At 64.3% G+C, this 20,405-nt stretch carries 21 protein-coding genes and 1 pseudogene; 12 read left to right on the top strand and 10 right to left on the bottom strand.

The window, feature by feature from the left end; all coding sequences use genetic code 11:
* Positions 1-378: 378 nt before the first annotated feature.
* Complete coding sequence (locus tag Q0U08_RS07230; RefSeq protein WP_298090633.1) at positions 379-1,047, bottom strand: TetR/AcrR family transcriptional regulator; 669 nt, start codon at positions 1,045-1,047, stop codon at positions 379-381.
* 67 nt (positions 1,048-1,114) lie between these two features.
* On the opposite strand from Q0U08_RS07230, the gene Q0U08_RS07225 reads away from it, so the two are divergent.
* From Q0U08_RS07225 to Q0U08_RS07205, 5 genes are read left to right on the top strand one after another with little or no spacing between them, the layout of a single operon-like run.
* A complete protein-coding gene (locus tag Q0U08_RS07225; RefSeq protein WP_241229464.1) occupies positions 1,115-2,203 on the top strand; it encodes a catalase family protein in 1,089 nt (362 codons plus the stop codon).
* Between the two features lie 22 nt (positions 2,204-2,225).
* Entirely contained in the window at positions 2,226-2,921 is a 696-nt protein-coding gene (locus Q0U08_RS07220; RefSeq protein ID WP_066693438.1) for a hypothetical protein, read from the top strand.
* Positions 2,921-4,294, top strand: a complete 1,374-nt coding sequence (locus Q0U08_RS07215; RefSeq protein ID WP_298090631.1) for a peroxidase — start codon at positions 2,921-2,923, stop codon at positions 4,292-4,294. Before Q0U08_RS07220 ends, Q0U08_RS07215 begins: the two co-directional genes overlap by 1 nt.
* Position 4,295: 1 nt before the next feature.
* Positions 4,296-4,745: a thioesterase family protein gene (locus Q0U08_RS07210; protein ID WP_069319930.1), complete on the top strand. Its 450-nt coding sequence runs from the start codon at positions 4,296-4,298 to the stop codon at positions 4,743-4,745.
* Positions 4,742-5,905: a patatin-like phospholipase family protein gene (locus Q0U08_RS07205; RefSeq protein ID WP_114688833.1), complete on the top strand. Its 1,164-nt coding sequence runs from the start codon at positions 4,742-4,744 to the stop codon at positions 5,903-5,905. Before Q0U08_RS07210 ends, Q0U08_RS07205 begins: the two co-directional genes overlap by 4 nt.
* Here the strand turns inward: Q0U08_RS07205 and Q0U08_RS07200 are convergent.
* A complete protein-coding gene (locus Q0U08_RS07200; RefSeq protein WP_181814879.1) occupies positions 5,899-6,069 on the bottom strand; it encodes a hypothetical protein in 171 nt (56 codons plus the stop codon). The two genes, Q0U08_RS07205 and Q0U08_RS07200, sit on opposite strands and share 7 nt — an antisense overlap.
* Between Q0U08_RS07200 and Q0U08_RS07195 the strand changes: the two genes are divergently transcribed.
* Genes Q0U08_RS07195 through Q0U08_RS07180 form a run of 4 tightly spaced genes read left to right on the top strand, consistent with a single transcriptional unit; the run spans position 6,068 to position 10,708 of the window.
* On the top strand, positions 6,068-7,468 hold the full coding sequence (locus Q0U08_RS07195; RefSeq protein ID WP_298090629.1) for a TolC family protein: 1,401 nt from the start codon (positions 6,068-6,070) through the stop codon (positions 7,466-7,468). The genes Q0U08_RS07200 and Q0U08_RS07195 overlap by 2 nt on opposite strands.
* Positions 7,465-8,481 (top strand): efflux RND transporter periplasmic adaptor subunit, encoded by a 1,017-nt coding sequence (locus Q0U08_RS07190; protein ID WP_174195218.1) that lies wholly within the window; start codon positions 7,465-7,467, stop codon positions 8,479-8,481. Before Q0U08_RS07195 ends, Q0U08_RS07190 begins: the two co-directional genes overlap by 4 nt.
* Positions 8,478-9,617 carry an ABC transporter permease gene (locus Q0U08_RS07185; RefSeq protein ID WP_298090627.1) on the top strand — a complete coding sequence of 380 codons (1,140 nt, stop codon included), beginning with the start codon at positions 8,478-8,480 and terminating at the stop codon, positions 9,615-9,617. Before Q0U08_RS07190 ends, Q0U08_RS07185 begins: the two co-directional genes overlap by 4 nt.
* Positions 9,614-10,708, top strand: a complete 1,095-nt coding sequence (locus Q0U08_RS07180; protein WP_367271103.1) for an ABC transporter permease — start codon at positions 9,614-9,616, stop codon at positions 10,706-10,708. Before Q0U08_RS07185 ends, Q0U08_RS07180 begins: the two co-directional genes overlap by 4 nt.
* 38 nt (positions 10,709-10,746) lie before the next feature.
* Here Q0U08_RS07180 and Q0U08_RS07175 read toward each other — a convergent pair whose 3' ends face one another.
* The 6 genes from Q0U08_RS07175 to Q0U08_RS07150 form a co-directional block, all read right to left on the bottom strand.
* Positions 10,747-12,057, bottom strand: coding sequence for a cation:proton antiporter (locus Q0U08_RS07175; protein WP_298090624.1), 1,311 nt, complete (start codon positions 12,055-12,057; stop codon positions 10,747-10,749).
* Between the two features lie 135 nt (positions 12,058-12,192).
* On the bottom strand, positions 12,193-12,561 hold the full coding sequence (locus Q0U08_RS07170) for a hypothetical protein (protein ID WP_147276303.1): 369 nt from the start codon (positions 12,559-12,561) through the stop codon (positions 12,193-12,195).
* The gene (locus Q0U08_RS07165; protein ID WP_298090623.1) at positions 12,558-13,901 is read right to left on the bottom strand and encodes a mechanosensitive ion channel; all 1,344 of its coding nucleotides are present in this window, start codon (positions 13,899-13,901) and stop codon (positions 12,558-12,560) included. The genes Q0U08_RS07170 and Q0U08_RS07165 overlap by 4 nt, the downstream gene beginning before the upstream one ends.
* A 97-nt stretch (positions 13,902-13,998) precedes the next feature.
* Entirely contained in the window at positions 13,999-14,853 is an 855-nt protein-coding gene (locus tag Q0U08_RS07160; RefSeq protein ID WP_061781006.1) for a DUF2382 domain-containing protein, read from the bottom strand.
* A gap of 36 nt (positions 14,854-14,889) precedes the next feature.
* Entirely contained in the window at positions 14,890-15,516 is a 627-nt protein-coding gene (locus Q0U08_RS07155; RefSeq protein ID WP_241212736.1) for an OmpA family protein, read from the bottom strand.
* Positions 15,503-15,904, bottom strand: coding sequence for a YsnF/AvaK domain-containing protein (locus Q0U08_RS07150; RefSeq protein WP_125946575.1), 402 nt, complete (start codon positions 15,902-15,904; stop codon positions 15,503-15,505). The genes Q0U08_RS07155 and Q0U08_RS07150 overlap by 14 nt, the downstream gene beginning before the upstream one ends.
* 148 nt (positions 15,905-16,052) lie before the next feature.
* Here Q0U08_RS07150 and Q0U08_RS07145 point away from each other — a divergent pair, with 148 nt between their 5' ends.
* Positions 16,053-17,540: a helix-turn-helix transcriptional regulator gene (locus Q0U08_RS07145; RefSeq protein WP_298090622.1), complete on the top strand. Its 1,488-nt coding sequence runs from the start codon at positions 16,053-16,055 to the stop codon at positions 17,538-17,540.
* A 117-nt stretch (positions 17,541-17,657) separates the two neighbouring features.
* A pseudogene (locus Q0U08_RS07140) lies at positions 17,658-17,774 on the top strand (recombinase family protein); the annotation flags it as partial.
* A gap of 5 nt (positions 17,775-17,779) precedes the next feature.
* On the opposite strand, the gene Q0U08_RS07135 reads toward Q0U08_RS07140, so the two are convergent.
* Both Q0U08_RS07135 and Q0U08_RS07130 read right to left on the bottom strand, forming a co-directional pair.
* On the bottom strand, positions 17,780-18,964 hold the full coding sequence (locus tag Q0U08_RS07135; protein WP_298090620.1) for an alpha/beta fold hydrolase: 1,185 nt from the start codon (positions 18,962-18,964) through the stop codon (positions 17,780-17,782).
* Complete coding sequence (locus tag Q0U08_RS07130) at positions 18,957-19,298, bottom strand: carboxymuconolactone decarboxylase family protein (RefSeq protein WP_298090618.1); 342 nt, start codon at positions 19,296-19,298, stop codon at positions 18,957-18,959. Before Q0U08_RS07130 ends, Q0U08_RS07135 begins: the two co-directional genes overlap by 8 nt.
* 127 nt (positions 19,299-19,425) lie before the next feature.
* Here Q0U08_RS07130 and Q0U08_RS07125 point away from each other — a divergent pair, with 127 nt between their 5' ends.
* Positions 19,426-20,310 (top strand): LysR family transcriptional regulator, encoded by an 885-nt coding sequence (locus tag Q0U08_RS07125; protein ID WP_298090616.1) that lies wholly within the window; start codon positions 19,426-19,428, stop codon positions 20,308-20,310.
* Positions 20,311-20,405: the final 95 nt, after the last annotated feature.

Below are 20,405 nucleotides of genomic sequence, written 5' to 3'. Positions count from 1 at the left end.
AGGGGGTCCCTTTTGCACGCCGATAGGGGGTCCTTTTTGGACGCCGATTGACAGATCTTGCCGCCATAAAGCCACTGCTTCAGTGCGACGGGATCCGGGAACTGCCTGCAGCGATCGGCCATTCGATTGAGGCGCCGTTCGCCGCCACGGCCTACCGCGCAGTGATCGACAGATTCCTCAGTGATTGCTTGGCATCGCGGAACTGAGGGTCTGTCCACTTCGGGAGCGTTCGTAAAAATATGCCTAGGAGATAGCATCATGAGCCTTTTGCGACTGGCACTTACTTTGGCCGCCACCGCGACTTCCTAAGACAGCCATCTCCGCGGTACCGCCCCCAACCGCATCGGCAACGTTGATTATCCTGCCGGGCGGCATCGATCAATCTTGCGCGAGCGCAGCGAACACATGTCGCATTTGTATAGAGGGAGGGGGATCGCTGCTTTCCTGAAGGATCAAACCGGACCACAGCGAAAGAAGGATGCGCGCCAGTTGAATGCTCGGTATGACCGGCGTCAGGCCGGTACGTCGTAGCAGATGGGACATTACACCGGCGAAAGCGGACTCGTACGCGATCTTGACCGGTTCGAAGCGAGCACGGAACGCGGCGTTGCGACGTGCGTGAAGGTGAAGTTCGACCACCAGAACCGAATAGCTGGCGTCGACGGACAAGGCATCCAGACTGGCACCGATCGTATCCAGGATGGCTTCCGCCGTTTGATACCGGGTGTCTGCCACCAACATGTCGAACTTTCTTGCGAGGTTCGCCATATGCTCTTCGACCAGCGTGAAGAGAAGATCGTCCTTGCTGGCGAAATACGAATAGAATGCGCCCTGCGAAAAGCCGGCGCGTTCGCAGATGCCTCGAATCGAGGCGGCTGCGACCCCTCCTGCAACGATCAGCCCTATCGCGGCGTCGAGCAGTCGTGTCCGCGTCTCCATGCGCATCTCGGGACGCTTCCTGCGGCGTGGTACCGTCTGCGTCGTCGGTGTCGTCTCATAATCCACCGACACCAGATGCAGCCCGTTGGCGTCAAGAGCAACAGCCACACAGGTATTGCAACTAATATATCGCTTGATATGTTAATGACGCCCGCCTCAATGAAAGCCGTCATCCGTGACCACCCGCCGCCCCATCGCCTATCGCGACGATCTCGAAATCGAGCAGCCCGACGAAGCTGCGCTGACGCGTGAGATCGTGGCTCGAATGGCGGCGACACAGGCTGCTCACGCAGAGCGGCATCATCATGCGCACCGAGACGCACATGCGAAGAGCCATGCGATCCTGAAAGGGCGGATGACAGTCCATCAGGATCTGCCTGCCGAATTGGCGCAGGGCATCTTCGCCCACCCTGGCGAACATGAGATCGTAGCTCGACTGTCATCGGCGCCGGGTGATATTCACAGCGATGCAGTGCCGGCCCCGCGCGGCTTTGCGGTCAAGGTCATCGGCGTTGGGGGCGAGCGCCTGTCACCCACCCTCGGGGGGGCCAATCAGGATTTCCTGATGGTCAATTTTCCAACGCTCGCCTTTGGTACGATCGCCAAATACAAGGTCATGCTGGGTCTGCTTGAAAAGAACGCGGACGCGCCTGAGGCGGCGCAGCGACTGATCGCCGCTGCCGCGCGTGGCGTGAAGGGCGCTGTGGAGGCGCTAGGCGGCAGCCCTAATGCCACGCTTGACGGACTGGCGCGCGACCATGCGAACATGCTGGGCGAGACATTTTATACGCAGGCGGCAATCCGCTACGGCGATCATGTTGCGAAACTGTCGCTGGCGCCGGTCGGGGGGGTGGCCGAACTGACCGGACGGCAGGTCGAGGCGGGCTTCTCGACCATGCGTGACGCGGTAGTCGACCATTTCCGGCACGCCGGCGCCACCTACGAATTACGCGCGCAGCTATGCGTCGACCCGGATACAATGCCGGTCGAGGACGCGGCGGTCCTGTGGGATCCTGCCCTTTCACCGCATCGCGCGATCGCAACGCTGACCTTCCCTCCCCAGGATGCCTATGCCCCGGCCAGACAGGTGCATGGCGACGACCATCTCGCCTTCAACCCGTGGAACGGGGTCGCGGCGCATCGGCCGCTCGGCGGCATCATGCGAATCCGCAAGGCAGCGTATGAATCGTCCTCCAGCCAGCGGCACAGGCTGAATGCCGTGGCTCGGCGCGAACCACGCTCGCTTGATGAAATTCCGGACTGATCCGAACCAGAAGGAGCCGTTCATGGCCGACAGTAAAGATCCCAGGCTTGATGACGAAACCCGTCTGCAAGAGTTCCGTCGCCTCGCCGCAGAAATCGCCGCCGATGCCCCCACGCTGGCCAGGATCGCGATCGAAGGCTTGATCCGCAACCACAACCCTCTGTTCAAGGGCACCGCCGGGTCGGCGGGCCGGGCCGGCCGGCAATCGGGCAATGTGTCCGAACTGACTGCAATCGCCAAACTCAAGCCTGGCGGCGGCGACCGGCTGCGTCGCATCTTCAACCTGACCGGCGGCAATTTCGACGGCGCCCAGAAAGTTTCGACGCTGCATGACATGCGTTTCGTCCTGTTCGACGACGACACGCGCATCCTGTTCGCTACGGCGTACGACGGTGACTGGGATACCTATATCAACGACTTCGCGACCAAGATCCCTGACCTGATGGATCTCTTGTTCGCCAATGTCGAAGGGTGGCCGGGGATTGCCTCGCCTGACGTGAAGGATTTCATCGCCGATCACCAGATCGACGCGGCCGGTTGGTTCGTCGCCAACCCGCAGGTGACGGTTGTGGACGTGCGGCGGCTGCAGCGGATGGAGACGGCGCTCGATGCCTTCCTCGATACAATGGCCGGCAACACCGCTGTGGACCCCGCGACACGGGACGCGCTGGCCCTGCTGTCCAGGCAGGTGTCGGTGCCGCACGGAGTGGATTACTGATGGGTATCCTCCAGCACCTCAAGGACCGCTTCCGCCCTGACCGCGTGACGCTGCAGCTGGACGACATTCAGGCGTTGATCCTGCGCGCGCGGCCTGAACCGTATGTCGGCATTCACGCAATGCTTCACGTCGACGACGCCGCGGGTGGCCGCGATCTCCTGCGAAGGCTCGCGCCGCATATCCCTGCCGCAGCAGACTGGACCGAAGAGCTGACGGTATGGACCGGCGTGGCGATCAGTCACGCGGGTCTGAAGGCGCTTGGGGTGCCCGAAGGCTCGCTCGCCAGCTTTCCTCTGTCGTTTCGTCAGGGAATGGCGGCGCGCGCCGAGCAGCTGCGTGACGCGGGAGAGAATGCTCCCGAGCAATGGGAAGAGGCGTATCGCGACAATCGCTGCCACATCGCGCTCACCATCTTCGCTTCGGATCAGGCCCGGCTTGACGAAGCCACCGACCGGGCAATGTCCGAATATCATGCATCGAGCGGCGTGACGCTGATCGGAACACATCGTTTCGGAGCCGATGCGGATGCCAAGAACCCGTTCGGCTTTCGTGACTCGGTGTCGCAGCCGACCGTCGCGGGTGCCGGGGTCGATCCACAGCCGGGGCAGGAGCGCGCGATCGCGCCGGGCGAGTTCATCCTGGGCGAGGACAGCGAAACGGGAGCGCCGCTGGAGATACCGCAGCCTGACGCGCTGGGGCGGAACGGTTCCTATGTCGTGCTGCGCAAGTATGACAGTCGACCGGGCGCATTCAACGATTTCGTGCGCGGCCAGGCAAACGATGAGGCGGCGCAGGAGCTGCTGGCCGCCAAGATGTTCGGCCGCTGGCGATCGGGGGCACCGCTGATCCTGTCGCCGACCCGCGACGACGAAGAGCTGGGCGCCGATCCGGCCCGGCGCAACGACTTTGATTTCTCGGGCGACAAGGCGGGAATTGTCTGTCCGCATGGCGCGCACATGCGCCGCCTCAATCCGCGCGGTGAGCGACTGACGATCCTGACCGACGAAAACATCCACCGGATCATCCGCCGCTCTTCCACCTTCGGTCCGAAATGGTCGGCCGACCTGACTGCTGCCGACGATGGCGAGGACGATCGCGGCATCTTCTTCATCTTCATCTCGGCACGTGCGTTCGACACGATCGAGTTTCTGCAGCAGGAATGGATCAATCGCGGTAATTTCATCGACCTGGGGAAGGAGCGTGATCCTGTGGTCGGCCTGCATGAGGAACCCGGACGCTTCACCGTGCCTGCCGAGCCGGTTCGTCGCCGTATAGACGGTGTCACCACGTACAACCGGCTGCGTGGCGGCGAATATATGTTCATGCCTTCGCTCACCGCTTTGCGATGGATCGCGGCAGGATCGTGGAACTGAGATGCCTGACCATGGTCCGGGCCGCTACGTTGAATATCGGCATCCGATCAGGGTCGGTCCGGGAGCGATCGACGATCTCGATCATGTGAACAACGCCATCTATCTCATGTGGATGCAAGAAGCGGTCAACGCCTATTGGCGCAAGACCGCGCCGCCAGAACAGGTAGAGACGCTCGCCTGGATCGCGCACCGTCATGACGTGGTCTATCACAGGCCCGCCGTGCTGCACGATCTGATCGTCGCCGTAGTGCGCGTCATTGGTCATCAAGGATGTCGTGCCCACTTTGAAACTCGCTTCGAGCGAAACGGCGAAGACGTTGCCATAGTTGAGTCTACGCTGGTGTGCATCGATCGCGGGTCCAGGCAACTTGTGCGTATTCGTCCCGATCTTGCTCAGCATTTCTATCTTCGTGACACTGAAGCAACTACGGCTAGTGGAGCCATGCGATGACCAGACAGATCCTCCGCGCCGTTACGATAGCCGCAATGGCGTTTGTCAGTGGATGTACCACGGTGGAGCGCGTGCCGTTCACCGGGGCGCAAAGTGCCGCGGCCGCTATTGCCGGTGCGCCGGAGGTCCGTTTCTGGGCGGATCTGCCGGATGCCGCGCAGCGGATGCGACCCGATGTGCCGGCCGGGCAGCCGGTAACGATGCTGGCCCTTTCGGGTGGTGCTGACGAGGGTGCCTATGGCGCCGGTGTGCTCAACGGCTGGACGCAGAGCGGCACGCGTCCGGAGTTCAGCGTTGTCACCGGGGTCAGCACCGGGGCATTGATCGCTCCCTTTGCCTTTCTGGGCAAGGAAGGCGATGCATCGATCGCCCGGTTTTACACCAGCGTATCCGCAAGGGACATCTTCCATCCCCGCTTCCCACTTGCGATACCGGGATCGACCAGTGTCGCCTCCACCGCACCCCTTGCGAAACTGATCGCACGTGAGGTGACACCGGAACTTGTAGCGCGCATCGCGGAGGAGCAGGCCAAGGGGCGCCGCCTGTTCGTCGCCACTGCCAATCTCGACGCGCAACGCAGCGTGATCTGGGATATGGGGGCAATCGCCGCCAGCATGTTGCCGGACAAGGTCGAGCTGTTCCGGCGGGTATTGCTGGCATCGTCGTCCATTCCTGTGGTGTTTCCCCCGGTGGTGATCGACGCGTCCAGCAACGGGGCGCCCGTACGCGAGCTTCATGCCGATGGCGGGACGACCGCTGGCATCCTCGCAATCCCGCCGCAGCTCGCGGTCAGCGACGCGCCGATCGGGGACGCCGCCCGGCTGCACGTCTACCTGTTGATGAACAGCAGGCTTGGCGGCGATTTTCAGATGGTGACGCCGCGGCTCGTCCCGATCCTGAAGCGCGCCTTCGCGCTCAACCAGCAGGCAGCGCTGCTGACACTGGCGGAAACCAGCTACGTCTACGCGCATCGCCACGGCATCGACTGGAACTTGACGTTCATCGGGAACGACGTCGCACCCAGCGACCGCCTGTTCGAGAAGACCTACATGCGACGCCTGTACGCCTATGGCGTCGAGCGGGGACGCACTGGTTCGTGGCGCAAGACGCCGCCCACCCCGGCCGATCTTGCCGTCGCGGATCGTCTCGATCATCAATAGAACAGGATCATCGCGGTCGTGGTTCGTCGATTGCCGCGTATGGCCGGGATGACAGAATTGACGATGATCGGGGGCTGGGCAGGGTTCGGGATGGCACGCGCGACAATAATCGCGGCATCGCTGATGCCAATCGCTGCCGGCGCGGCAGCACAGGACGTCGCCATGACGTTCGATGCGGCAAGCCGACGCCTGGAGACGACCTCGCCAGCGCTGGCGGCCGCCGACCACGCAGAAGATGCGGCGCGCGAAACGGCAGCCGCGGTAGCGACGCTCAGGCGTCCGGTCGTTACCGCGTCGGCGCAGTACATTGAATATCAGAAGACGCTGGCGGTCGATCTGACCGGACAGAAAGAGGATGCGCGCGATGCGACGCAGGATTTCCTGTCCGGCATCCCGATGACCGTCCCGCCTGCGTTTCAGCAGATTGCATCCGACATCGTGGGCAGGATCGGGCAGGCTTTGCCCGGCCTGTTCACCGCGATCCCCGACCAGCTGAGCTATCGCTACCGTGACGATGTGTTCCGTCCAACGGTGCAGGGGGTACTGCCGCTCTATTCCGGCGGAGCGATACCTGCGATCCAGCGCGGCGCCCGCGCAGCCGCTGACATCGCCGCGGCGCGCGCGGCGCAAGGGCGCGACCTCGCGCAGCTCAACCTCATCCGCGTCTATTTCGGCGAACAGGCCGCTGCGGCGCTCGCCGCGTCGGCGCGGGAAAGCCGCGACGCACTCGACCGGCTGCTATCGGACGTTCGCAAAATGGAGGCCGCTGGGGTCGTTGCTCACGCGCGCACGCTCGAGGCGCAGGTCGCGCGCGACACCGCCGAGCGAACCTGGCAGCGCGCCGCGATCGCCCACGATGGCGCCCGGGACGACCTTGCCCGCCTGCTTGAGGTGGACCGGGTACGCCCCACCACCGGTCTCTTTGTCGTCAGTCATCCGCTTGCGCCCGCGGGCAGCTTCACCGGCGGCGAGGCAAGATTACCACAGACGCGGCAGGCCGACGCGGCAGGTGCAGTCGCCCGCGCCGGAGTGGACCTTGCAAGATCGCGCTACCGCCCGCAGGCGTTCGCGTTCGGCGAATACAATCTCAACCGATCGAATGCATTGCCGACCGAGCCTGACTGGGTGGCCGGAGTCGGCGTGCGCTACACATTGCTGTCCAACGTCGATCGTCGCCATGCCCTGAACGCAGCAAAGGCAAACGCCGCGGCCGCCGACGATGCCGCGCGTGAAGCGCGCAAGAGCGCGATTACCGCGACGTTGCGCGCGTGGGATCTGGTCGAATCGGCACGGCGCGCCTTCCTGCTGACCGACAGTTCGCTCGCGGCTGCACAGGAGAATTTGCGAGTGCAGGAGATTGCGTTCCGCGAGGGAGAAGCAACGATGACCGCGGTGCTGGCCGCGGAAGCCGCCCTTGCCACGGCCCGCACGCAGCGGGCGGCGATCGCCTATGAATATGACCTCGCGCTGGCGGCGCTCCTGTCGGCATCGGGCCAACTCGATACGTTCGCGGATCATATCGCCGGCGCCGACATCCATCTGCCCACGGATGCCCGCCCATGACCGATCCGGCAGTCGACGTCGATCCTGCCGCCCCCTCGCGCCGCGCGCGCTGGTTGCTGTGGATCGGCATCGCCGTCGTCGTCGTAATCGTCGGCCTCGGGCTGTGGCTGGCGAGCCGTCCCGCGCCCGAACAATGGCAAGGCGAGGTGGAGGCAGATGAGATCAATGTTGCCACCAAGGCGCTGGCTCGTGTGGAGACGCTGGCGGTGGACGAGGGCGACCGGGTCCGCCGCGGGCAGGTGATGGCGATCCTGTCGGCGCCGGAGATCGATGGTGGTCAGCAGCAGGCGCAGGCGGCGCTCGACAGCGCACGGGCGCTGCAATCGGTGGCGATCGAGGGGGCCAGGGCGGAAGACCTGACCTCGTTGCGTTCCACCTGGCTGGCGGCACAGGCGACGGCCGACCTGGCCGCGGTGTCGAGCCGCCGTGCCGACACGCTTTATGCGCAAGGCGTTATCGCCGCGCAGCGCCGCGACGAGGCTCATGCCGCGCGCGACAGCACCGGCCGTGCGGCGGAGGCGACAAAGGCCCAGTACGACAAGGCACGCGCCGGCATCAGGCCGCAAAATCGCGCGATCGCCGACGCGCAGGTCCGCGCCGCCGGAGCCGCGACCGCGACCGCTGCCGCACTGGAGCGCGAGAAGCGGCTCGTGTCTCCGATCGACGGCGAGGTGTCACGCCGGTTGCTGCGCCCCGGCGAGATCGTGAGCCCGATCCTGCCGGCGTTTCAGGTGATCGACGTCGATCACCCGCACGTTGCGTTGACCGTGCGCGAAGATGCCTATCACGGACTGACGCCCGGTCGCCTTCTCGTCGGCCACGTCCCGGCGCTCGGCCGCGACCTACGGTTCCGGATCAGCCACATTGCGCCGCAGGGCAGTTTCGCGACATGGCGCGCCACGCGCCAGTCGCGCGGCTATGACGTCCGCGCGTTCGAGGTCACGCTGAAACCCGAAGGCGGGGCGCAAGGGTTGCGGCCGGGCATGAGCGTCCTGTTCGAACCACCGGCGTGACGCCCGCGATGGTCACCGTGTATAATGCGTGCCGGGCCGAATGGGGCCGCATCATTTCGACGCCTGTCGATCTGGCGTTGCTGACCGTCATGCCGCTGATGTTGCTCGGCGCGATGGCAGCGATGCTCTCTGCCGGATCGCCGCACCATTTGCCTACCGTCATCGTAGACCGCGATGGCGGTGTATTGGCCCGGCGGATCGTGCGCGCCATCGACGCCTCCCCAGGCTTGCAGATCGTCGGCCGGGTGCCCGACGTTGCTGCCGCGGTGACGATGATGCGGCGCGAACAGGCGGTCGCCGCCGTGGTGATCCCCCGGGGCGTCGGGACCCGTAATGCCGGTCGCGCCCCCGTCGAGATATTCCATCAGGCCGCGTTCCTGTCGACGGGGGCACTCGCGGCGACGAACCTGCGCGTTGCAGTCGCCGCCACGCTGGCGCAGTACGGGGCGTCCACCCACGGCGTGGCGGGACTGGCCGCGATCGATCCGGCGTTGCTGCCCGGCGTGCAGGTGACGGTGCTCGGCAATCCATCGCTCAGCCTGGAATGGTATCTAGGACTGCTGCTGGGCCCGGGGGTGTTGCACCTGCTGATCGCGGTTGCCTGCGTGGGAAGCATCGGGGTGCTGATGAACGATGGCTCGTTCGCCGCGTTCGCCGTACGGGGTGGCGTTGCGGCAACGCTGGCCGGGCGGCTTTCTCCTCATGTGATTGCGGGAACGTTCTGGGGTGTTGCGTGGCTGCTGTGGCTCACGCTCGCACAAGGCTATCGCGCAGACGGATCGCTGCTGCTGATCGTGGCGGGGCAAGCATTGCTGTTCGTCGCCACCGCGGCGGTCGCGCTATTGCTCGTCGCTGCAACGCGCAGCATTGCCACCGCCTTGTCGGGCGCTGTCATCGTTGCGGGATCGGCGCTCGCCTATTCAGGCGCTTCGCTGCCGATCGATGGCGCGGGCCTGTTCGCGCGGGTCTGGCACCAGGTGTTGCCGCTGACCCACTACATGACGCTGCAGATGGATCAGGTGCTTGGTGCCTCCGCCGGGCCGTTCCTGAAGGCAGCGGGAACGCTGCTGGTGTATCCGCTGGTCGCAGGCGGCCTGGGCATAATCCTTATCCGCCGTGACCGGGAAGGCCGATGACGTTTCGCGCGGCTCTCGAACACACGCTATTGACGATCGTCACCACGCGCGATCTCCTGTCGCTCGCGATATTGTCGGTGCTGCTCTATGCCTTCTACTATCCAGCGCCCTATGCGCACCAGTCCGCCCGCGCGCTGCCCGTGGTGGTTGTGAACGGCGACGGCGGGACCGCCGCGCGCCGCCTGCTCGACGATCTTGGCGAAACGCGCAGCGTCCGCGTCGTCGGCGAGGTTCCCGACATGGTCGCCGCGCGCGGTGCCGTGCGTGACCGGAAGGCGGACGGCATCCTGCTGATCTCGCGCGATTTTACCAGCGGCGCGCTGACGGGTAGAGGTACGGCGGGCATCGCATTGTGGCTGAACGGGACGTATCTGCTGCGTGCGCAGAGCATCGGCACCGGCGTCGCCGCGACGCTGGCCGGCGCGATCGACCGCTGGCGCGCGGCGCAAGGCGGTGCCCGGCTTGCGGCGATGCCGACGATCCTTGTCCACCCGTTGTTCAACACCACGCTCGGCTACCGCGACTACATTTTCCCGGCGGTCGCCAACATCATCCTGCAGCAGACGCTACTGCTCGCCTGCGCCCGGCTGATGGCGGAACGCCAACGCCGCAGGGAACGGCGGATGTCCGTCGCAGCCGCGCTTGGCATGTGGGCGGCATGCACCCTTGTCGGCGTGCTGTCCGCCTTGCTCTATTTCGGAATGATCTATTGGATCCAGGATATCCCGCACGCTGGGGCGCTGCCGGCGCTCCTCGTCGCAGTTCCTGTCTTTGCGGCAACCGTGGCGGCGCTCGGGCTGTTGCTGGGTAAGTTGTTCAACAGCGGCGACGATGCATTGAAGATCCTGTTGCCGACATCTGTGCCGCTCGTGTTTCTAGCGGGTTTTGCCTGGCCACTCCACGCAATGCCGGGCTGGCTTTCTGCGCTGGCCTGGTTTTCCCCCGCCACCTGCGCCATGCATATTTTCGTTCCTTTAAATCAGATGGGTGCAAGCTTGGAGGACGTATTTGGTCCACTGGCCAAGCTTATGGCACTCTTGGCGCTTTATGGAGGGCTGAATATCTGGAGTAGCACCAACAGCGCACGTTGAATTTTTCAACAGTCACGGACGGTTATTACACCAGCAACCTAAGCTCGCTCTGTATCCGCCGCAGGGCCTTTCAATCCTGGCGGCGGCAGGTCGGCATCCGGATCGCGTCCCTGTAGCTTGTCCAGGAGACGCATAGCCGGCGTGACGGTCAGCCCGTGGAGGAGGATGGAAAACAGCGCCACCAATCCTACGATGGCCCACAGCCGCTCGCCTCCGGCAAGCTCAACATGGTTCAGCGCATAAGCCAGGTAATAGAAGGAGCCCACACCGCGGATGCCAAAGAAGGCAAGGGTCATCTTCTCGGAGAGGTCTGCCCGCAAACCGGCAAGCCCTATCAGGCCGGTAACGGGCCGCACGACGAGGATAATGATCGCAGCGGCCAGTACATCTACCCAACCAATCGGTTGAAGGAGCCCACTGACCAGCGCACCACCGAACAGGATCAGGAGCACCATCATGCCGATGCGCTCCACCTGTTCGGTGATGTCGTGCATCTCGCGGTTGAACTCATGATCGCGATGCGAGCGGCGAAGCGTCAATGCGGTGATGAAGACAGCCAGAAAGCCGTAGCAGTTGAGCAGCTCGGTCACGCCGTAGGAGACGAAAGTCGCGGCAATGGCGATCAGGCCATCCCCGGTCTGAGCCAGCTTGGTTTCCGCTGGCACGTGAAAGGTCAGCCAGCCGAACAGGCGGCCGATCAACCAACCGCCGGCGACACCCACGCCGATTTCCCACAGGACACTATGGAGCACCCATTCGCGCGCCCAAGGCTCTCCGGTGCTCGCCGAAATGCCCAGCGCGATAGCGAGGTTGACGAACGGAAAGGCAAAACCGTCGTTCAGGCCCGCTTCTGACGTCAAACCGAAGCGCACCTCATCTTCCTCTCCGGTCTTGGGAGGACCGACCTGCACGTCTGACGCGAGCACGGGATCAGTGGGAGCGAGGCAAGCCCCAAGCAGAAGCGCCGCGATCCATGACAGGCCCAAGCCCCAGCCTCCGATCGCCGTGATCGCCGCGATGCTGAGGGGCATCGTGACCGCAAGCAGCCGCCAGGTCACATTCCATCGGCGCCAGCTGAATACGCGATCCAGCTTCAGGCCTGCGCCCATCAGCGCGATGATAACGATGAACTCGGTGAAGCGCTCGGTGATGTCGGCGTAAGACAGCGGCAAAGGCCGCAGCGACACAGCCGGCAACGAGAAGATCGCGGCTCCGATCCCGATACAGATGATCGGCAGCGACAGCGGCAATCGTTTCAACGCAAGCGGCAGCCATGCCACGAGCGCGATCAGGACTCCGGCACCTGTCAGCCAGAGGATATAGGGTTCAGGCGATGAAAAGCTGGGCACCTGCGCCGCTCTCCAGGCAGTAGCGCGTTCCGAGCGCTTCAGATGGATGTCGCATCAGCCTGGCGGAATGAGCAGACAGGGACCGAACACAGCCTGGCTCCCAGTTCATTACGCGAGACCTCTTGCGGGCCTTTGTTACTGTCGCTGCCGAATTGCGTCAGCACGATCTTCCGTCGCATCCGCCTTCTTCTCGGCAGTCGCGCGAACCCTGCGGGCTTCTTCTTCCAAGGCATCCGCCCGCTGATCGGCTTCGCTGCGAACGGCGTCCGCCTGGTCCTCGGCGGCGTCCGCACGTGCTTCGATCGCCTCGTTCAGACTGTCAGCGGCACGATCCTGGGCTTCCCCCGTCCGCTCCGCCGGCCCTTTCTCGATCGTATCCTCGCTCGATACGACACCTGCGTTGGCGTCGGCCTGCTCGCCGGCATCCTCGCGGGGGCCGTCACAGGCCCCCACGAACGCGATCAGTGCCAGCCCGACGAGCTGGAGGCGTAGCCCTCGTCTCATGACTGCGGTTCCTCGCTCGGCGTCGAACTGCCCGGACGGAGGGTGGTGCTCGACTGCGGCGCGATCGGCGGATGGGGTGTTGCGGCCGAGCCGCTGAGACGCTGAACGAGCTTAGCAGCGGCATCCCGTCCGCCGAGACCGAAGGCGAGCGCGAAAGCGACAGCGATGGCACCCAGGATCAGGCCGAAGGCGAGATTGATAATGTCGTCGGCGAGACCCATGAAGCGCAGGCCGATGGCGGTGCCGAGCACGATAATCGCAACGTGCACGATCTTCGCGGTCAGCTCGGCATTGGCCCCGCCGCCCGCGCGCACGACCGTCGACACCAGCTTTGCGATGGCGATGGCTGCGGCGATGATGACGGCACCGAAAACGACCGAGCCGAGCAGGGTCAGGATCTCCGCCATCATGCGCGAGCCGTAGGCGAAGTTGAGTTGCCGGAACGCCTCCATCAGGCCGAAGATGATGATGGCGACGAACACGGCGTTACCCAGCAGCTTGGATGGCACTAGCCCTGGCGTCGCGGAGGCCCCTGCGGAAGTTGACGGAACCCCGGCCGCCGGCGTCGTGCTTGAGGGGAACACGCCGAGCGCGCTGATCGTGCGATCGAAGCCGGTGCCGCTCAGGAATTGGCTGAGGAGTTGCGACGCGAACCGGCCGATCACATAGGCGAGCGCGAGAATGATCGCGGCTGCGACAACGTGCGGGATGCTGTCGAGGATGATGCGGAGCATCGCGGTCGCCGGATCGGAGATTGCGCGGATGTTGAGCTGATCGAGCGCGGCGATCGCGACCGGGATAATGATGAGCGCGAAGACGATCCCGCCGACCATCCGCGACAGCGTCGTGGGATCGGCCTTGGCCATCCCGGCGCGTTCGGCGAGCTGCTCGGTGCGGGCGGCTGTCAGCACCGCCTCCACCGCCTTCTTGGCGACGCTGGCGACGATGTAGCCGACGAAGAAGATCAGCCCTGCGCCGATGATGTTGGGGATGGCGGCGCCGAACTGGTTGAGCATTCGGCCGACCGGGCTGGTGGCAGCGGCCAGGCCAAGCGGCTGAGCGGCAAGCACGAGCGCGATCAGGATCACGATCCAGAAGGCCGCATCACCGACCTGGGCACCGACGCTCTTGGGGTTGCGGCCCGTCTCGGGAATACCGGACTGCCGGTGCGCGTGACGCGCCAGCGGCGTCTTGTTGACCAGCGCGGCGACGCCCCACTTGGCGGCCCTCGCCAAAAGGTGGCCGATCAGGAGGATGACGGCCGCGGCAAGAACGCGCGGCCCCCACTCCTGTAGGTAAAGAACGGCGGTGTCGCCGAAGTTGCGGGTGCCGGCGACCATGCCGTCCGCTGTCACATAGTTCGGGTTCATCGCCGTCTCCCTGTTGGCAAAGCATGTGAGCCCGGCACAGGCTCTCACCTGCGCCGGGCTCTACCGACTAGATACGCTTGTCGGTGTCGCGGAAGGTCGAGCCGCGGGTCTCGACGTCGGTGTCGCGGTCGACCTCGACGTCGGTACGGCGCACGGTGTCGTCGACTTCCTCGACATGCTCCTCGGCCGTCTTGGAGACCACGACCTCCTCGACGACACGGGCGGTCTTGCCGACCACCGCTTCCTCGCCGGTCGCGGTCATGTCGACCGTCCGCTCGCGGAAGGCGTCGGTATCGGCCGCGGAAAGCGGCTGATCGACCGAGCGCCGCTCGACGTTGACCCGCTCGTTGCGGAGGCGGATTTGCTCGTGAACCGGCGTTTCAGTCACATAGGAGCGCACGCGCACCCCGCCGCGGCTGACGTCGCGCTTGCCGACGACCAGTTGCTCCTCGACGATCGGGATCACCTCTTCCTGTTCGGCCGTGCGGCCGGCGGTCTCGCGACGGTCGAAGCTGCCGAGAGCGGCCCCGGTCGCACCGGCAGCGGCGCCGGTGCCCGGATAATCCCAGCCCGACGAACGCCACTGGCTCGAACGGTCGTCGATGTCGATCGAGTTGGCCTCTTCGAGCACGCGCACCGCCTCGTCGACGCAATCGTCATCGACGTCGGCGGTCAGCAGCGCACCGCCGCGGCGCACGCCTTCCTCATAGGTGTGGCGGTCTTCATCGGGCACGAACGCGTTCTTGATCGAGTCCCAGAAGCCGCGGTCCTCATGGGTCGAGTAGCCGGTCTCCTTGTAACCGGCGCTCGACTTGTCGTGGATATGGATGTGGTCGGCGTCGATCCGCGCGCTCTTGAGCCGGTCTTTGGCTGCCTCGGCGTCGGCGCGGCTGTCGAACAGAGCGGTGATGGTGCTGGACATGATCTTACTCCTGCGATTGAGACGGGATTTGGCGGCTTACCTCGCCGTCACGACGAGTTCGGTGCGGCGGTTCTCAAAGCGACCGCCAGCGGTAGCGTTGGTGTCGACTGGATCGGTCTCGCCGCCTGAGACAGTCTCGATGCGGCCGGCGTTGATGCCTTGCGCGACGAGCGCCGACTTGACGCTATCGGCTCGGGCCTTGCCGAGCGCCATGTTGGCTGCATCGGTGCCGCGCGCGTCGGCGTAGCCGGCGATGCGGATTCGGGCGTTCGGATACTGCTTGAGGGTTGCGGCCACCTCGTTCACCTCGGCAGCATCGGCGGGTCGGATATTGCTCTTGGCGGTGTCGAAGTTGAGCTTCTCGAAGGTGAAGGTGCGGGGAAGCGGCTCCGTGCCGGCCAGATAGGTGCCGAGACCGGACGTGCCGACCAGCGCGTCAGCGGAGCCGGCGTTCGGAGTCGACGCAACAACCTCGGTCGGAGTAGCGGTGGGAGCGGGCGCGACCGCAGCCGAGTCCTCGCGGTTGCAGCGGCTCAGAGCGAACAGCAGGGCAAGCAGCCCAAGCGCAAGCAGCAACCAGGGCAGCCAGTTGAAGCCCTTGTTCTTCTCGATGTGGATGTGACTCGGCGCGCCCTCCGGCCTGTTATCGTTAGGTCCTGCCATGAACATCCTCCTGGGTTTCGGTGAGATCGATGCGATCGACGTCGACGCGGGTCCGCCTGAGCGTGGTCGGCAGTTCCACCGCCTCCGCGTGCGCCGACCGGTAGACATGGATTTCCTCGACGAGGAAAAGCCGCTTTTCGACAACCAATCGCTCCTCGAGAACGGGGATGATAGTCACACCGTCTTCCTCACGGACGTCGGGTGCGCGGTCGACCTCGCGCTCGACCGCCACCCGCTTGATCTCGACATGCTCGCGGCGCACCTCGTCACGAACGACGACTTGCTCCTGTTCAGGGACAGTGCGAACGGTGACATGCTCGATGTCGGTCGCACGTTTGAGAACGTGCGCCTCCTCCTCAACAATGGGTAGACGGATGTCGTCGGGCATGCCTGTCCTTCAGCTTTGCCACCCTAACGCCGACGGGCTGCTGAGGTGTCCCGGAGCGCACTCTTTTTCAGTCGAAGGGACTGGTAGATAACTACTAAATGTCCGGTAGTTCGCTGACACGTTCAGTATCTACGAGGAACATCGTCCTATGGCGCAGCGCTCTACCGGCATGTCCAATCCACTTGCCCGCGTTCTCGCCCGTGACACGCTGACCCATCTCGAACAGTTGATCGGCGGCATGACTGCCGGTGTGATCCTGATCGACCTGGCGGGAACGATCATCTGGGCCAACGAAGCCGCGCTGGCGATGCACGGCGTCGAGAAGCTCGAAGATCTCGGGGGGAACGCCGACACCTATGCGCAGCGGTTCGCGCTCCGGTTCCGGAATGGGCATCGGCTTGCGAACCGCGAGTATCCCGTCATCCGCATGTTGGCGGGCGAGAGCTTCCCGGACCTGGTGGTGGAGGTGAGTGCCGCCGGCAGCGATGAACGTCGTTGGACCCATCGGGTGCGCGACGTCGTGATGACCGGGGACGACGAAGAGCCGGACTGCCTCGCGCTCGTGATTCAGGACGTTTCCGAACAGTATGAAGCGGAGGCGCGGTTCGAGGCCATGTTCCAGGCCAACCCCGCGCCGGCGCTCATTATGCGGCTCTCGGATCAGCGATTTAGCCGGGCAAATCGCGGCTTTCTCGAAATGACCGGCTACCCCCGTCAGGTGGTCCAAGGGAACAGCCTCTACGATCTCGACATTCTCAACGGTGCCGAGCGAAAGGACTATGCCAGGCAGTGCCTTGCGGAAGGCCGGACGATCCCGCAGATGGAAGCGGAGCTGCCGCTGCCGGACGGCAATACCAAGCTCGTCATCATCGCCGGTCAGCCGATCGATGTCGGCGACGACAAGTGCATGCTGTTTACCTTCGCCGATCTGGAGCCCCGCCGGAAAGCCGAACGGGCGCTTCGATCGAGCGAGACACACTTTCATACCCTGTTTGAGATGGCGCCCGTGGCGATGGTGCTGACTTCGCCCGACAGCCACCGCACAATGGACGTGAACGACGCCTTCGTCCGCCTCACCGGCCGCAGCTCGGCCGGCTCCATCGGCAGAGCCGCTGGCGATCCCGAGCTTTGGGCCGATCCGGCGCAGCGTGAGGAGGTGCAGCAGGAGCTGGATCGAAGCGGGGGTGTGCGCAACCGCGACGTCCGGCTGATCGATGCGGACGGTCAGCCGGTTGACTGCCTCATGTCGGCCGAGCGCATGGAGATCAGGGGCGAACGCTGCACGCTATGGCTCTACCAGGACATTACCACGCGCCGGAGGAGCGAGCTGGAGCTTGCCGATGCGATCGAGGCGGTGATGAAGGATGCGAGCTGGTTCAGCCGGACCGTGATGGACAAGCTCGCGACCCTGCGTAACCCGCGTGCCGAGTCTGCCATCGAGACCGCGGACCTAACCCCTCGCGAGCGCGAGGTTCTCGGATTGATCTGTGAAGGACTGGACGACAAGGCGATTGCGAAACGCCTGTCACTGTCGGGGAACACAGTGCGAAACCACGTTGCTGGCATCTACGGAAAGATCGGTGTCAATCGGCGCGCCGCAGCCATTGCTTGGGCTCGGGAACGTGGCTTTGCCTAAAACAAATGCAACCGTGCGGCCGCAATCCAGTAATGGTCTTCAACAGCAATAGCCGGAGACCATGAGTCACTCACGAGGGGATCGGCAAAGCAAAGAAGGACAGCTATCATGCCAGATGACCTGTGCGCCGAACTCGGCATCACCCGCCAGACGCTCTACCGGCACGTCACGCCCAAGGGCGAGATCAGGCCAGACGGTGAGAAGCTCCTTGCCCGAAAAACCCGCACTGTTTGACCACATCAGTCGCGCCGAAACAGGGCCGCGATCGCATCTGGCTGTTCGATCGGTATGTGATGTGCGGCACCGTCAACGACGACATGACGGCCCGCATCGACTGACATGGCAATCTCCTGCCCCAGTTCGGGAGGCGTCGCATGGTCCAGCGCGCCGGAAAGCACCTCTACCGGCACTTTGATCTGGGAAAGCAGCGATCGGATATCGTCGCGATTGAGCACTGCGGCATCAAGCGCAAAGGCAAGAGAAGCCGGGTCATGCGAAGCCATGGCCTCGCGTTCGCTGGCCGCCTCGCCGGGGTGCGCCTTTACCCACCCCGGCGCGGTCGTCATGCGTTGAATTTCGCTCAGCGCCCCATGTCGCACACCCTCGTCCAGCAAGGCCGCGCGACGGTTTCGCCATGCCCCCAACCGTTCGGGGTACTCGGCACGCGCACTGCTATTCACCACTACAAGGCGTTCAACAGCATGCGGATGCCGGATAGCGAGCCGCAGTGCGATCATGCCGCCTTGGCTGTGGCCGACGATCGTCGCCGGCGTCGCTCCATTCTCTGCAATCCACAGTGCCAGATCATCTGCAATGCCGTCCAGATCGAAACCATCGCGCCAGCCACTGACGCCATGGCCCGGCATGTCGAAGGTGACTAACCGCTTGCCCGTTCCCATTCGGTCGGTCAGCGGGGTCCAGAACTGGCGGTTCAGGAACAGGCCGTGCAGGAAGAGAACGGGACGTCCGCTGCCGCGGTCGTCCCAACCATAGAGCACGCCATTGATCCGCGCCTGTCGCGATGGCGCTGCGCTGTGCCGTGCCATCGCGATCAGCAGCGAATCCTCGAATATCTGATATCGCGCGATCAGGCCGTCACGGATCGTGAACCGGATGGCGTAATCACTGTCCACGATGGCATCGGCGGGTTGAACGCGGTGTCGAAACCGCCCGAGGGCGATGACGTCCCCGCCGTCTCCGATCACGCGCTCGACCGAAAAGGCCAATGGGCGAAAGCCGGTGGGAAAGCGTTCGAGCCAGCGGCGCACCCCATCGCGCCCCTGCATAATCCCAACCGTGACGACCGCCGGGTCGCCGTCGACGTGCCAGATCGCCTCGGGGTGGACGCAGTCGAGCGCCGCATCGACATCGCCAGCGCCAAAAGCAGCGAAGTATCGTTCGACCAGAGCGACGTTCTCACCCATGACGGGTCTCCAGGACCTTGCGCAAGGCCGCGACGCCGTTCAGCGCTGCGGGAAAGCCGGCATACAGCGCCATCTGGATGATGATCTCGACTATCTCCTCCTGCGTGGCGCCGACGTTGAGCGCACCCTGCAGATGCACTTCGAGCTGGGGACGGGCAGTGCCGAGCGCGACCAGCGCCGCGACGGTCGCCAGCTCGCGCGTTCTGAGATCAAGGCCTGGGCGGCTGTAGATGTCGCCGAAACCGAACTCGATGATGTAACGGCCAAGATCGGGCGCGATATCGGTAAGCGATGCGATCACCGCTTGTCCGGCTTCTCCGTCGATCTCGGCCAAACGAGCCTTCCCACGTTCAAATCGCGATTGGTTCATGAGCGATCTCCTTCACCGCCCTATTTAGGTCCAAACAGCGCCTTCAGGAATGGAAGTGGAAGGAAGATCGCTTTCCAGATATGGATGACGCATGGATTGGAACGACGTTCGCTATTTCGCCGCGACCTATCGGGCGGGCAGCCTGACCGGCGCTGCCAGGATGCTCGGGGTCAGCGTGCAGACGGTCGGCCGTCGGATCGATGCCCTTGAAACCGCGATCGGCTCCACACTCTTCGTGCGGCACTCGGGCGGTTACACGGCGGCGCCGGATGCCGAGGCGTTGATGGCGGAAGCAGTGCAGGTGGAGGAAGCCATGGCCAGCTTCCGCGCCCGTGCGAGCGGTCGAGCCGAGACAATCAGCGGGGTGGTGCGCCTTGCGGCGCCAGAGACGATCACAACACACCTGCTGCTGCCGGCGCTGCCAGCCATGCTTTCGCAGTACCCGCAACTGGAACTAGAAATCATCACGGGTATCGCTCCGGTGGGCATTGCCCGCGGCGAAGCCGACCTGGCCTTGCGTCTTGTTCCTCCGGATCACGGGGCTCTTACGGTTCGCAGGATTGGCACGATGAGACATGGCCTCTACGCTGGTGCCGGATCGATCCCCGATCTTGCTGCATCAAGGCTCGTGGGGTGGACCGACGATCATGATCTTCCCGCCTCGCGCTGGCTTTATCGCCTCGCCGGACGATCGGCGGACCTTCGTTTCAACCATCTCGAAGCTCACCGCGCAGCCATTGTCGCGGGCCTCGGCGTGGGAATCCTGCCCTGCTTTCTCGATCCGGGTCTGTCGCGCTTGCCCTGCACGTTGTTGATGGAAGAGCCGGTATGGCTGGTAGGCCATGCTGCCGCCGAGATGTCGGTGCGGGTACGTGTCGTTTACGATGAGATCGCCGCCATCATCGCCGCAAATGCTGACCTCCTGACGGGCCGTCGCGGAACTCGTGAGCAACTTGGCGTTGAAGAGACCCTTTAGCGTACGTTTTCGACCATCCTCTCACCGGTCCCCAAGCTACGTAAGCGTGGTGTGACGACCGCAGATCAGGCAGCTTGCGCAGTTGGCTGATCTGC

This window comes from uncultured Sphingomonas sp. (assembly GCF_946477935.1).
GTDB lineage: Bacteria > Pseudomonadota > Alphaproteobacteria > Sphingomonadales > Sphingomonadaceae > Sphingomonas.
The sequence above is the reverse complement of the archived record's forward strand: the minus strand, read 5'-3'. Positions and strand labels throughout refer to the sequence as shown.

Excerpts from the sequence above, each read along its gene's own strand:
- Q0U08_RS07145 (WP_298090622.1), top strand. The coding sequence starts at position 16,053 with ATGGCGCAGCGCTCTACCGGCATGTCCAATCCACTTGCCCGCGTTCTC.
- Q0U08_RS07215 (WP_298090631.1), top strand. The coding sequence starts at position 2,921 with ATGGGTATCCTCCAGCACCTCAAGGACCGCTTCCGCCCTGACCGCGTG.
- Q0U08_RS07125 (WP_298090616.1), top strand. The coding sequence starts at position 19,426 with ATGGATTGGAACGACGTTCGCTATTTCGCCGCGACCTATCGGGCGGGC.
- Q0U08_RS07190 (WP_174195218.1), top strand. The coding sequence starts at position 7,465 with ATGACCGATCCGGCAGTCGACGTCGATCCTGCCGCCCCCTCGCGCCGC.
- Q0U08_RS07210 (WP_069319930.1), top strand. The coding sequence starts at position 4,296 with ATGCCTGACCATGGTCCGGGCCGCTACGTTGAATATCGGCATCCGATC.
- Q0U08_RS07170 (WP_147276303.1), bottom strand. The coding sequence starts at position 12,561 with ATGAGACGAGGGCTACGCCTCCAGCTCGTCGGGCTGGCACTGATCGCG.
- Q0U08_RS07200 (WP_181814879.1), bottom strand. The coding sequence starts at position 6,069 with ATGGCGACGTCCTGTGCTGCCGCGCCGGCAGCGATTGGCATCAGCGAT.
- Q0U08_RS07135 (WP_298090620.1), bottom strand. The coding sequence starts at position 18,964 with ATGGGTGAGAACGTCGCTCTGGTCGAACGATACTTCGCTGCTTTTGGC.
- Q0U08_RS07180 (WP_367271103.1), top strand. The coding sequence starts at position 9,614 with ATGACGTTTCGCGCGGCTCTCGAACACACGCTATTGACGATCGTCACC.
- Q0U08_RS07160 (WP_061781006.1), bottom strand. The coding sequence starts at position 14,853 with ATGTCCAGCACCATCACCGCTCTGTTCGACAGCCGCGCCGACGCCGAG.
- Q0U08_RS07165 (WP_298090623.1), bottom strand. The coding sequence starts at position 13,901 with ATGGTCGCCGGCACCCGCAACTTCGGCGACACCGCCGTTCTTTACCTA.
- Q0U08_RS07205 (WP_114688833.1), top strand. The coding sequence starts at position 4,742 with ATGACCAGACAGATCCTCCGCGCCGTTACGATAGCCGCAATGGCGTTT.
- Q0U08_RS07220 (WP_066693438.1), top strand. The coding sequence starts at position 2,226 with ATGGCCGACAGTAAAGATCCCAGGCTTGATGACGAAACCCGTCTGCAA.
- Q0U08_RS07150 (WP_125946575.1), bottom strand. The coding sequence starts at position 15,904 with ATGCCCGACGACATCCGTCTACCCATTGTTGAGGAGGAGGCGCACGTT.
- Q0U08_RS07195 (WP_298090629.1), top strand. The coding sequence starts at position 6,068 with ATGACGTTCGATGCGGCAAGCCGACGCCTGGAGACGACCTCGCCAGCG.
- Q0U08_RS07155 (WP_241212736.1), bottom strand. The coding sequence starts at position 15,516 with ATGGCAGGACCTAACGATAACAGGCCGGAGGGCGCGCCGAGTCACATC.